8 protein-coding genes and 2 pseudogenes are annotated in these 12,242 nt (G+C 57.2%); 7 read left to right on the top strand and 3 right to left on the bottom strand.

What is annotated here, in order from left to right:
• Positions 1-5: 5 nt before the first annotated feature.
• From C6558_RS32070 to C6558_RS32060, 3 genes and pseudogenes are all read left to right on the top strand, one after another.
• Positions 6-1,757 (top strand): ATP-binding protein, encoded by a 1,752-nt coding sequence (locus tag C6558_RS32070; RefSeq protein WP_107028183.1) that lies wholly within the window; start codon positions 6-8, stop codon positions 1,755-1,757.
• Positions 1,758-1,811: 54 nt separating this feature from the next.
• Positions 1,812-2,744 (top strand): response regulator, encoded by a 933-nt coding sequence (locus tag C6558_RS32065; RefSeq protein WP_107028182.1) that lies wholly within the window; start codon positions 1,812-1,814, stop codon positions 2,742-2,744.
• Positions 2,745-2,864: 120 nt separating this feature from the next.
• Positions 2,865-3,568: pseudogene (locus C6558_RS32060) on the top strand (IS6 family transposase).
• A 53-nt stretch (positions 3,569-3,621) separates the two neighbouring features.
• Here the strand turns inward: C6558_RS32060 and C6558_RS32055 are convergent.
• Positions 3,622-4,623: a saccharopine dehydrogenase gene (locus tag C6558_RS32055; RefSeq protein ID WP_107028181.1), complete on the bottom strand. Its 1,002-nt coding sequence runs from the start codon at positions 4,621-4,623 to the stop codon at positions 3,622-3,624.
• A 93-nt stretch (positions 4,624-4,716) separates the two neighbouring features.
• Between C6558_RS32055 and C6558_RS32050 the strand changes: the two genes are divergently transcribed.
• The 3 genes and pseudogenes from C6558_RS32050 (at position 4,717) to C6558_RS32040 (ending at position 6,061) form a co-directional block, all read left to right on the top strand.
• A complete protein-coding gene (locus tag C6558_RS32050) occupies positions 4,717-5,328 on the top strand; it encodes a TetR/AcrR family transcriptional regulator (RefSeq protein ID WP_199197080.1) in 612 nt (203 codons plus the stop codon).
• A 50-nt stretch (positions 5,329-5,378) separates the two neighbouring features.
• A pseudogene (locus C6558_RS41790) lies at positions 5,379-5,512 on the top strand (GMC oxidoreductase); the annotation flags it as partial.
• Between the two features lie 351 nt (positions 5,513-5,863).
• Positions 5,864-6,061 (top strand): hypothetical protein, encoded by a 198-nt coding sequence (locus C6558_RS32040; RefSeq protein WP_107028179.1) that lies wholly within the window; start codon positions 5,864-5,866, stop codon positions 6,059-6,061.
• Between the two features lie 189 nt (positions 6,062-6,250).
• Here the strand turns inward: C6558_RS32040 and C6558_RS32035 are convergent, their stop codons facing one another.
• Both C6558_RS32035 and C6558_RS32030 read right to left on the bottom strand, forming a co-directional pair.
• Entirely contained in the window at positions 6,251-6,805 is a 555-nt protein-coding gene (locus C6558_RS32035) for a ProQ/FINO family protein (protein ID WP_371412317.1), read from the bottom strand.
• Positions 6,806-7,088: 283 nt separating this feature from the next.
• The gene (locus tag C6558_RS32030) at positions 7,089-9,158 is read right to left on the bottom strand and encodes a prolyl oligopeptidase family protein (protein ID WP_107028223.1); all 2,070 of its coding nucleotides are present in this window, start codon (positions 9,156-9,158) and stop codon (positions 7,089-7,091) included.
• Between the two features lie 1,217 nt (positions 9,159-10,375).
• Here C6558_RS32030 and C6558_RS32020 point away from each other — a divergent pair.
• Positions 10,376-12,139, top strand: a complete 1,764-nt coding sequence (locus C6558_RS32020) for a monovalent cation:proton antiporter-2 (CPA2) family protein (protein ID WP_107028176.1) — start codon at positions 10,376-10,378, stop codon at positions 12,137-12,139.
• Positions 12,140-12,242 lie beyond the last annotated feature (103 nt).

Here is a 12,242-nt window from a genome sequence, read left to right as displayed (position 1 = left end):
GGATCTTGAAGAATTCCTCGATCAGAGACTTTGCTTCCTCGAAAGCTGCCCGGATCGCATGTCTCATCCTCATCTTCTTCTTGTCGGCAGGCCTCACCGGGTTGGTTTGGCTATTGCAGGCTCCCCAAAACTCTCTGCCGACTTTCCGTGAGAAATTCGAGCGGATGCGCGATATCGAGGCACAATGGGACGCAGAAATTCTTTCGCTGCAGCTTGGAGCCGCACGAAACTATGACGCGGTCACCACCACCGCAAACGATCTTAAAGATCGCCTCCAGGAACTCCAGGATATTCTGGGCGCTGAAAAGAGCCTGATGCCGTTGAAGGCTGACTTCGAGACATATGTCGGGACTGTGAAACGAAAGGATAAGCTGTCCGAACAGATTAAGGCCAGCTACGCCATGCTCCGCAATTCTATGGGTGTGCTTCCGGATGCTGTCGCGGAATCGTTTGGCCATCCCGATGCTCTTGTCGCGTTACCGGTGACTGGCAAGCGTATGGCGGATCTCGTCACCGAGGTTATCACTGGCTTGGTGAGCTTTTCCGCGTCGCCTACACCGCTTCTGCGCGATACCGTCAGCACCCGTATCTCGGCTGCACGTAAAGCCAGCCAGTCTGTATCACCGGAACTGCAGAGTTCGGCAGCTCGGTTTCTTGTGCAGGTTGAAGTTGCAGTACAGGAACGACAGCGCGGCAACGACCTGATCCTCATGCTCAGTGCAGTGCCAACCGACCCGGTTGCTGATCAGATACAACAAAAGCTACAAATTCTAGAAGATCAACGCTCCGGCCGCCACACGATGCTCTGGTACATGGTGGGCGTTGTTTGCAGCTTACTGACATTATCACTTATTACTTTAGCAATTATTTTTAGGCTGCATTTTATAAAACTCGATAAGGATAATAGGATGTTGCAACAGGCCAACCATGACGTTGAAGAGCGACTTCTACAATCGGCAAAGCTAACAGCATTGGGCCAGATGGTGGCGGGCATTACGCATGAAATAAATACACCGCTCGCCTATGTGAAGGCCGTTTTCGAGGTCATCAAGGAGCGCCTTATTTCCGAACCGGAGCTAGCCGTCCGAGGCCAAACCGGAGATGACGAAGAAACGCTGCGTGAAAAACGTGAGGAGATGGAGATGCTCCTGGATGACGGTCTGCACGGTATCGAAGAAATGACGACGCTCGTGCGGACGATGAAGAATTTCAGCCGACTGGATAAGGGGCATATCGAAAGTCTCTCGGTGGAAGAAGGCATTGAAAGCGCATTGTTGATCGCTCGCCCGCAGCTAAAATACGTTGCCGACATCCGAAAAGAGTTCGATTCGGTACCATTGATCATGGGGTCACCATCGCAGCTAAGGCAAGTGTTCCTGAACTTGATCGTAAATGCCGCAGACGCGTTGGCGGAAACAGGCAAACGGGGCACGCTGACCTTGCGGACGCGTGTTACGTCCTCCGACACCGTTGAGATCGATATCTGCGATGACGGTCCTGGCATGACCGAAGAGCAACTCAACAAGATTTTCGATCCCTTCTATACCACCAAAGCCGTTGGCAAAGGGACCGGCATGGGGTTGTCCATCTGTTATCGGATCATCGAAAACCACGGCGGAACGATCACCGTAAATTCGAAGCCAGGTAAGGGTGCAATGTTCACCATCACGCTGCCCAGGCAAGACGACAAGTTTTTTGAAGCGACATCCCATACGGAATCAACAAATGCGGACAGAAAGCTTCTGCAAGATGCCTAAAGCGCGCTGGTCACGCGAGTTGCGGTGTGATGATCAATCCGAGGTAAAACGAACATGAATGATAAGCCGGTCCTGCTTTTTGTAGATGATGAAGAACGTGTCGTTCGTCTTTTGAAGATGATATTCCGCAACGAGTATGATGTTCACACGGCATTGAGCGCGCGTGAAGCTCTTGCTATTCTCGAAACAATCTCCGTTGACGTCATCGCAAGCGACCAACGCATGCCTGAATGTACCGGCATTCAATTGCTGGCGCAGGTGCGCGAGCGTTGGCCAGAAACTGTGCGCATACTATTGACCGGCTACAGCGACCTCGTCGCCATCATTGGGGCGGTCAATGAAGGAGAAGTGTATCGTTTCATCAATAAGCCCTGGGATCAATCCGAGCTCCGGAACGTGATCGCCAGCGCGGTGGAAACTGCACGCAGCTCACGGACCGTGCGAAAGAATGTTGCTCCGATCTGGCAAAGCAACAGTTCAGAGCCACAGTTCAGCATCGCATCGCAATTGCTTACCATCGAAGGATGCGACAGCGACCGCCAAGAGGTTGTTGAAATGTTCACCTATGATTATAGGGTCCATTCCGCCTCGACTGCTAAAGACGCAATCAAGATCATTATCCAGGAGCAGATAGGCGTTATCGTCACGAATGCCGAAGTTGATGGTGTCGATATGACGGAAATGCTGTCGGAAGTCGCACGCATCGATCCTGCTATCACAGTTGTCGTTATGACGTCCACACCACAAAGCGACACGATCATCAAACTTATAAACAGTGGCAGGATCTATCGCTTTGCGATCCAACCGCTCAGCCCCAACCTCTTCCGTCTGGCAGTGAACGCGGCGATGCGGGAGCACCATCGACGCCTTGCAGATCCGCGCGTCGTTCGGCTTCGCATGCAGCGTGAATTGGACAAGGAAGCAGGCAACGATGGCATATATGACAGCTTTGTCAAAAGCTTGAGCCGATTTACTGAGGTGACTTGATAGGTAGTTGCGATCCAAAGGGATGCACTGCCCTCATCGCAATAAATCATCACCGGTACCGGCCGAAAAGGCGATGTCACGTTGTCTGCAGCTTAACGGTTGACCGGTAATTTGGCGCGGATGAGCTCGACGACAATCAGTTATAAGAACCACCGCTTTCCACGGCAGATCATCTCACATGCGGTGTGGCTGTATTTCCGGTTCCCTTTGAGCCTGCGGCTGGTCGAGGAAATGTTGCTGGAGCGCGGCATCGTCGTCTCTTACGAAACGATCCGGCGATGGGGCCGCAAATTCGGGGCGGCTTATGCGAAACAGTTGCGCAGAAAGAAGCCGTCGAGGAAGGACATCTGGCATCTGGACGAGGTCGTGATTTCCATAGGCGGCCGAAAACATTGGCTTTGGCGTGCGGTCGACCAGGACGGCTACGTTCTCGACGAGATCGTTCAGACGCGCCGCGATACCAAGGCTGCCAGGCGCTTGCTGGTCAGGCTGCTGAAGAAACAGGGTCTGTCGCCGAAGCGCATCATCACCGACAAACTGCGCTCATACGGCGCGGGAAAACGGGACGTAATGCCCGGCGTCGAACATCGATCGCACAAAGGGCTGAACAATCGCGCCGAGAATTCTCACGTGCCGCTTCGAAAACGTGAGCGGATGATGCAGGGCTTCCGATCCGTTGGAGGCTTGCAACGTTTCATCTCGGTCTTTTCAGCAGTCCGAAATTTTTCGTCCCGCCGCACCAGAAGCACTCGGCCTTGGCCATCCATATTCATCGTATCCGCGCCATGGCGCAGTGGAATGCCGTGACCGCTGCAATTGCCTGAGTTTACCGACAAGAGCATTTCACTGCTGTTGATCATACAACGTGACATCGCCCTTAGGAGAGGTCCAGTACGCCGCCCCCAGCTGCTTCCAACCGATGCAGATACGTGCCCGGCTTGATCAACTGATACGGAAAATAAAGACCGGGTGGAGCAGGCGCTCGACCGTCAAGTCCGGTGAGGCGCTCGAGGATCATCGTCACGCCCATCGCCGTCAGAGGTGCCGCTCCTCCTGGGTGAAAGACCGCATGTCGCGTCCGTAGCGGCTGACCATTATGATCGTTGCCGGACAGTTCGATGATAATCTCGGTCGATTTCGGTTCGCGACGGCGACGGGTCGAACTGACGCCCGTTGCAAGATCGAACTGGACGTTCTTCGCGCCGGTGGCCGTTGCCAACCCCGCGACGTCGATCGAAGAAAAGCCGGAGGCTTTGATCTCGGTGCCGTCAATCGCATGAAACAGCGCCTGGGCATCGTCGCCATCACGCCAGATATAGGCGCCATCGCGACGCGTCAGTGCTGCGGACATCATCTTGGACAGGCGTTCGAAATCTTCCGCCACGGCGGGTCCGCCGCCATCCTCTTCATCTACCAAAGCTCCGATCTTAATCTCGTCGATGCGATCGAATTTTTTCGCGAGTTCGAGCGTGGGAACCGTCGTGGCGCCGACGAGCCATTCGTAGCCGAGAACGACAGCCCCCGCGTCCGGCTTGTGCATGAACGTTGCAATTTCGGGTGCGATCTCGAAGACACCGGACGAAATGCCGAGATGGGGCAGGGCACGTGAATTGGCAAAGCGAAGCCCGGCGAGGCTTTCGTCCGAATAGAAGACAGCGACGGCGCCAACCTGGCGACTGCCCAATCCGAGATCATCGGCGCCGAGGTCCAATTGCACGGCTTCGGCATTGCCAAGCTCTTTGGCCACCGCTTGCGCCTTTTCGATGTTCCGGCCGGCGATCAGAAATGGTGCGTCTTGATGCAGGTTGCGTAGCATTTGAGCGCTCAGGCGGCCGATTGCGCCGGAGCCACCCATCATCAGGATAGGATTTACGGACATAGGTTCTTTCCTTCTATTAGTTCGTAAGTTACTATTAGTAGGCGGAGCATTCATAACCTACTTTTGGTAGGATTGGCAACAGGCGAGGCTTAAATGCATCGGAGCGGCGAGACGACGGATCACGCAACGGCGGCGAAAAGGCTGCCGCGCGCCGACCGGCGCCGGCAGTTGCTCGACACCGCCCTTTTGATTGTCCGCGAAGAGGGCGCCGACCGGCTGACCCTGGGACACCTTGCAGCCCGCGCCGGGGTGTCCAAGCCCGTTGCCTACGATCATTTCGAGACCAAATCCGAGCTTCTGATCGCCCTTTATCGCTGGATCGACACGGAGAAGGTCAATGCCTTTCGCGAGGCGACAACCGGGAGCGTGCGCCGCGCGACGGAAACCGTCGATCTGCTCGCCGCAGCCTATATTCAATGTGCCGCCGACATAGACGGCGAATTCCATGCGGTCGGAGCAGCGCTGACTGGCAGCGAGGAGAAGGCGGCCGTGTTCCAGGAATTGCTGGCAAATAGTGTCGCGATGTTCGTCTCAGTGCTGGCGCCGCACAGCACGCTGGGGCCCGACGAATTGACAAGACGCTGCATCGGCTTGGTTGGCGCTGGTGAAGCAATCGCGGCAGCCCGATTGCGTGGCGATTGCGACGAGAGTGAAGCGATCGCCACGTTCAGCAGTATTATCGGTGGCGCCTTTACGACTACATAGCTGCCGGCTAGCGACAGCAAACCTTGACGCGGTCTACAACGCGCCCTGACGCAAAGATTCGGTGGGACAGCATGTCGGTCTTTGACGGTGAACTGAAAGTCTATGGGATCGAAGGCCTCCGCATTGCGGACTCCTCGACAATGCCCTGGGATAGCACTGGCAAGACCTGGCGCCGTGCGTTGTCTCAGAGAGCAATCGGTCTATCTTTTCACGGCAAAGCACTGCCTCGCGACGACGGCCGTACCCGCTGCATCTACTGGTTAGTTTGAATTTGGAGCCGCAAGCATTGCTGCCGGAAGTTCGGTCGTCCTGCTCGCTCTAAAACTGGTGGGTCGTAGGTTCGTGTCCGTTCAAGAGCATTCACTGTTGTTGATCATACAACGTGACATCGCCGCCGAAAATCCGACACTAACCATCTGAGCAGTGCCGCGAGCGTCGTTCTGCTCGGACTTGCTATAGTGCGCATTCAGCAACTCGTGGCGTGCCGGCTCTCGCCTTCAGACCGGCGGCAGGTCACGGGTGCCGTGGAGGCGGTGTGTGGCTTGAGGACCAACAGCGCTTCGTCGATTGGTTCAACATCATCAACGAGGCCTACGTCAAAGCCCGATATTCGCCGCACTATGAGATCTCCAAGGAAACGCTGGACTGGTTGGTGCAGCGGACGGAAGACCTTATTACCAGGGTCGAGGCAGTTGGCGTTGCGCATCTCAAACGGATCCAGCCGGTCGCATGACGCTGCGAGCCAGCGTAGCTGGCCGCGGGCAGTCTAGGTTGGCCCAACGTTTTCGGCTCTCGATTTTACGGTCTTGAGATCCTGGTCGATGCCGCAGCTGACCTTTTGACCGTCATGACGAACCGTCTCGACGGACGAATGCCAAGGTGATCACCGCTTCGGCGGCTGTCCGAGAGCTAAACCATCGGTCTAGCGCGGGTTATCCTTCCGCCGGAGGAGGGTGACGCGGATTGCCTCTGTCTTCGACGTCGGGGTGGAAAGAGGAGCGGCCAACTTTGGACTACGTGGTCCCTCGCGCGCCTTGAAGCTCTCGTACTTCTGCTGAGCGTCTAACCGGTCGGCGTCCGAGACAGGTTCCACCGGCTCGGCGTTGATGTCATGGCGGACAGAACCGGGTCGTGCGGTCGCGATCCGATAGCTCCTGGAGTGAACATAGGTTGCCAGCGCCTTGCGCAGCGTCGACACGCTGATTTCCGGTTTCAGGAGAGGCCGGATTTCACTCCAGAGCCCGAGCGCAAACGGTCGAACTGGATCACCAACTTTAGCTGGAAGAATAGCGATGGGCCGGGTGAGTAGTGCGTTGATTGCCTCGGTTTTGGCGACCTCCCTCTCACGTGCCAAAACTGGGCCAGAGCTGTTGAGCTTAGATTTCGTCGTCGATGAATTCTGACACATAGCTGTCCTTAACGTTTCAGGAATGTCGCCGCCCAGGATACGCCATTCGACATCACGAACCCAAGACATCGGTTGCTAAGCAACTAGGTGCGAGCAGGCGGGAACGCAAGCAATGCAAGCATTGTCAGGCGTCAGTAAGGCGCGGCTGAGCTGAAAGTGGCGCCCCAAGCCCGTTGTCCATTCCGGCTCTGGTGGAGGCCCGAACGCGCCACTCAATCACAGAAGGTTGGATCCAATGCTCGACCACGCGGACGTTACCGTGGGTTACCTTTTCAAGTATTGCTTCCACGTGCCCTCAGCTTAACGTGAGCAGTGGCTGCAGCCGATCATGGATAGATAGGTGCGATCGGCCCTACCGGGTAGACGTGATTTTGAGCCCGGTCCAATAGGCAGCGAAAGCCCACATATCGGCATGATGGGCGATGACCTTGTCCAGTGGCATACCGGCACCATGGCCGGCGCGTGTTTCAATGCGCACCAGATGCGGTCTCGGTCCGAGGTCCGCCGCCTGCAGAGCCGCGACATATTTGAAGGTGTGGGCGGGGACGACGCGGTCGTCGGCATCGGCGGTGGTGGCGAGGATGGCGGGATAGTTCCGACCGGGCTTGATGGTGTGATAGGGAGAATAGCTCATCAGGTTATGGAAATGAGCCTCTTCCGCCGGGCTGCCAAATTCGCCCGCCCACAGCATTCCGCCAGTAAACTTTTCATAGCGCAGCATGTCCATGACGCCGACACCAGGGAGCGCCACGTCGAAGAGTTCGGGCCGCTGGTTAGTGACGGCGCCGACGAGCAGGCCGCCACCCGATTCGCCCTGAATCGCAAGACCGTCATGCAATGCGATGCCGGCCTGTTTCAGAAACTCGCCGGCGGCGATGAAATCATCGAAGGCGTTCTGCTTGTTCTCCAGCTTGCCAGCGCGATGCCACGCGCGGCCGTATTCGCCGCCGCCGCGGATATTGGCGACCGCAAGCACACCACCCTGTTCCACCCATGCCAGTTGCAGCGGATTGTAACAGGGGATTTGGCTGATGCCGAAACCACCATATCCGTAAAGCAAGGTGGGGGCCGGAGACGCCACGTCTTTACGGCGCATGACGAAAATCGGCACTTTGGTATCGTCCTTCGAGCGGTAGAAGCGTTGCTCAACGACAAACCTCTCAACGTCGACCGGCACCAGGGGCTCCGCCCAGGGGGTCACAGTGCCCGTTGCGACGTCGTAGCGATAGATCGAGGTCGGCGCGTTGAGACTGGTGAAAACGAAGAAGGCTTCGTCCTCTTCCTGGTTGCCGCGAAAGCCGCCGGCGGAGCCGATACCGGGCAGCTCGACAATCCCGTCTTCCTTCCCATCCAATGTGAAACGGCGGATCTCGGTTTTGGCATCCCGCAGATAGGCAACTAGAAGTCGGCCGCCGAGAATGGCCGCATCGTTGAGTACCGCCTTCCCCTCCGCTTCGGCAACGATCTCGGTAGGTTGCGGTTCGGTTTCGGCAAGGTCAAGCGAAACCACGCGGCGGCATTCAGCGCCATAGGTGGTGGTCAGAATGAGCCTGGTTCCGTCGTTGCCGAAGACGGTCCATTCGGACTTAAGGTCGGGAACAATGGTGCGTGGTGTCCAGTGTTTGGATCCCAGATCTACGACGGTTAAAGCGGCCTCGTTGGACCCCGGCGTCGAAATGATATGCAGATAGCGGCCGTTCGCAAGGCGGTCGGCCATGTGCAATAAATGCGGGCGATCCGGCGTGGAGTAGATCAGCCGGTCGTTGGCCTGAGACGTGCCGAGCCGGTGGAAGTAGACCGCCTGGTTGGCGACGCCGGCGATTGCCGCCTTGCCTGCTTCGGGCTCCGGAAAGCGCGAATAGAAGAAGCCGGTGCCATCCGGTGCCCAGGCGATCCTGGTGAACCGTGCCCAACGGATCTCGTCGTCCAGGACCTTGCCGTCTTCGACCTCCAGCACCTTGATTCTACGCCAGTCCTCGCCGCCGGTTTGAACGCCGAAGGCGACTAGCCGACCGTCATCGGATGCCTCCCATTCGCCTAGTGCGTCAGCGCCATCTTCGGACCAGGAATTGGGGTCCATCAGCAGGCAGTTCTCGCCATCGACGCTGTCGCGCATATAGAGCGATGGCTGGTTTTTCGGCCCCTCGTGGAGAGTGAAGAAATAGCGGCCACCGCGTTTTACCGGGGCGGTGAAGCGGGCGTAATCGAGCAGTTCGCCCATGCGCTGCCGCAGCAGGTCGCGGCCGGGCAGGGTCTCCAGGTAGGCGCGCGTAATCTCGTTTTGCGCTTGGATCCAGGCGGCTACGCGCGCATCAACGGCGGCGCTGTTTTCGAGCCACCGATAGGGGTCGATGATCGCCTGGCCGAAATGCTCCTCGGCAACGTCGACGCGTTCGGTGTGCGGGTAGACGATATCGGGCATGTTGTTCTCCAATATATGTAACGCCGATGCCGGTCGGACATGGGCTGATGTGGCCGCGGCCAGAAGAGGTACCGCAAGCAGCGATTTGGGAAGGCATGGCGCGTTCCTCCGGCTACGGGCGCGGTCGGCCCGCAGCCGATGCGCCAACACCATCGCGACAATCTTGTCGGTCTTGATCTTGCCACCGGCAATGGCCTTGCCCAATGGAAAGGCGAAGCTAACGGCAAGCGCACGAGCCGAGAGTAGGCCACTGTGCGCCGAAGAGTTACTCAAGAAGGTGGCCTGGTGGATTCGGACGAGGTGGTCGCGCATGTAAGGATGTTGCCAAACGGCTGTTGGCGACTTTCGCCGATTGCGTCGGAGACCGAGCGTAGACACCCGCAGTTACGGCGAAGGTCATGAGTACTTTCTTTGCTGCCTTCGGTGACGGACGCGTTAAATGTCATCTCCATGTACGAAGCGATAGTGCGCCTCGGCGCGAAGCTGTGTCGCTGAACGCGGAACGACAGCTTGGAGCATTTGCGCCTGGCCTTGGCGAAAAGTATGCGCAAGATAGCAAAGTTTGGGCAGGGGACGCTTTCCCGAGCGGTCTTAGGATGGAGGGCATGCAGCAGCTCCATTTCAACATCAACCTGTGAGTGGAAGTGGACCAGTTGGACGACTAGCTAGACCGCCAACTCGATACTACGGGCACGCTTCAACGGCGCTCGACTGCATGACGATGGCTTCCGGTCGGCCACTTGCTGCGGCCAAATCATGACAACGAGCTTGTCCAGTCAACGCTCGTCGCTACCTGCATTGCAGCAATCAGGAGATGTAATCCGTTCCACATTTTGCGACACAGTTTCGCAGTTTGAAAGACTATCCGACTTATATTTGCGACGGTACCAAGGCGTAACGTCGATATTCCTATCGACAGATCGCCGCCGCAATCGCGACTGTACAAACAAGTTAACCTCCCCATAGAGATCGGTCGCCAGATGGCAATCAAGGCATAGCTTCAAATAACTTGCGCGGTGTTGGTCGGGAAGCGTGTAGGTGAGACCGAGACAGAGGGTGCGCCTAGCCGAGGGCAGGCGCGCAATTCGCGATGGCAGTCGTACTGGTGAGGCGATCTTCCCGAACGTTTTTGTCACGGAGCCGTGAGTGCGGCAACAAGAGGCCTTTATTGACCGTCGTTCGGTCGTTGAGGCACATGAGACCAGAAGGGCGACTTGATGGCTGAAGCAGGGTTGGGGCAGACGATTGGACCTGCAATCGTTTTGATGGGGGCGGCGGTTGTAGCAGTGCCGTTGTTCCGGCGTTTCGGCCTTGGATCGGTCTTGGGTTACTTCGCCGCTGGCGTGGTTGTGGGTCCATCGGTGCTTGGGTTGTTCACCAATGCCCAGTCCATTCTGCATTTCTCAGAGCTTGGGGTGGTGATGTTCCTTTTCGTGATTGGACTGGAACTACGTCCGCACAAGTTATGGGCGATGCGCGGCCAGATCTTCGGCCTTGGCCTTGCACAAGTCGCCGCCGCCATTGCCGCCCTCACGCTGACAGGCAAAGTGATCTTCGACCTGCCCAACCCGGTGGCTTTCATTGCCGGAGCAGGCTTCGTCCTTTCTTCGACTGCCGTCATCATGTCGGTCCTGCAGGACCGCGGTGAGATTTCGAGCGTCGAAGGCCAGAATTCGGTCGCAATCCTCCTGCTCGAGGATTTAATGATTGTTCCGCTGTTGGCAGTGGTCGCATTACTGTCGCCACTAGCACACGGACGATCCGAGTGGATGGACATTGTGGTGGCGATTGCTGCGCTGCTGATGCTCCTTGGGGTGGCGCGCTGGGGACTGAACCCGTTCTTCGCACTCCTGGCGCGAGCGCGGACACGCGAAGTGATGACGGCAGGCGCTCTGCTCGTTGTTCTGGGTTCTGCGCTGCTGATGGAAATCGCTGGTCTGTCCATGGCGATGGGCGCATTTCTCGCCGGGGTGATGCTGTCGAGTTCGAGCTACCGGCACCAAATCGAGAGCGACATTGAGCCATTTCGTGGTCTGCTTATGGGGCTGTTTTTCCTAGCCGTCGGCATGTCTCTCAACCTTTCCGTCGTCGCGGCTGAGTGGTGGCTTCTGGTTACCATGCTGATCGCGTTCACCGTTGCAAAAGGCGCCGTGGTCTATGCGGCAGCGCGCTTATTCGGTGGTTCCAACCAGCAAGCATTGCACCGAACCTCCATGTTTCTGCAGGGAGGGGAGTTTGCTTTTGTGCTTTATGCGGCCGCGACAACGGGTGGTGTGATTGATGCGCGGGAAAATGCGCTGTTCACAACGGTGGTGATCCTATCCATGGCTGTGACACCCCTGCTCATGATCGCGACAGACCGTCTGCTGCATACGGAAGCGTCGATGGATGGCGTTGACGCTGCCCGCGATTTAAAAGGTCAGATGCTTGTCATCGGTTTTGGTCGCTTCGGGCAGATTGCCTCGCAGATACCGCTGTCCAAAGGTGTTAAGCTCTCCGTGATCGATATGAACCCCGACCGTATCCGCGAGGCACAACGATTTGGGTTCAAGGTTTTTTATGGCGATGGCACCCGCCTCGACACGCTGCGCCAATCGGGTGCGGGTTCCGCCAATGCACTGATGATCTGCATCAATGACCCCAAAGCCGCAACGCACATCGTGGAGCTGGCGCAGCACGAATTTCCGCAAGCCAGGATACTTGTACGCAGCTACGACCGCGGACATGCGGTTGAACTGATCCGCGCCGGTGTAGACTATCAGATCCGAGAGACGGTCGAATCTGCCTATCTGATGGGAGCTGAAGGCTTGCGAGCGCTGGGATATGCAGAGTTTGATATTGAAGAGGCGGCCGACGACATCCGTCAGCGGGACAACGCGCGCCTGTCTGAGCAAGTGCAAGGGGACTCCATGTCGGGCCGCGATCGGCTTCACATCCAGCCCGTTCCAGAGCCGCTAAGCGGAGCTTCAGCGTCGAAATAGGAAGTGACGGACGCTCCGTCCGCAATAGCGTGCAGGCGCATTTCAAATTCCAAAAGCAAAGAACCTCGCACATGCAGCCATACAGAATTGCAATTGCAGGCCC

Source organism: Ensifer sp. NM-2, from assembly GCF_003024455.1.
Classification (GTDB): domain Bacteria; phylum Pseudomonadota; class Alphaproteobacteria; order Rhizobiales; family Rhizobiaceae; genus Ensifer; species Ensifer canadensis.
The sequence above is the reverse complement of the archived record's forward strand: the minus strand, read 5'-3'. Positions and strand labels throughout refer to the sequence as shown.

Bases quoted from the DNA above. Each gene is read 5' to 3' on its own strand.
- C6558_RS32065 (WP_107028182.1), top strand. From the start codon at position 1,812: ATGAATGATAAGCCGGTCCTGCTTTTTGTAGATGATGAAGAACGTGTC.
- C6558_RS32055 (WP_107028181.1), bottom strand. From the start codon at position 4,623: ATGTCCGTAAATCCTATCCTGATGATGGGTGGCTCCGGCGCAATCGGC.
- C6558_RS32030 (WP_107028223.1), bottom strand. From the start codon at position 9,158: ATGCCCGATATCGTCTACCCGCACACCGAACGCGTCGACGTTGCCGAG.
- C6558_RS32020 (WP_107028176.1), top strand. From the start codon at position 10,376: ATGGCTGAAGCAGGGTTGGGGCAGACGATTGGACCTGCAATCGTTTTG.
- C6558_RS32050 (WP_199197080.1), top strand. From the start codon at position 4,717: ATGCATCGGAGCGGCGAGACGACGGATCACGCAACGGCGGCGAAAAGG.
- C6558_RS32035 (WP_371412317.1), bottom strand. From the start codon at position 6,805: ATGTCTTGGGTTCGTGATGTCGAATGGCGTATCCTGGGCGGCGACATT.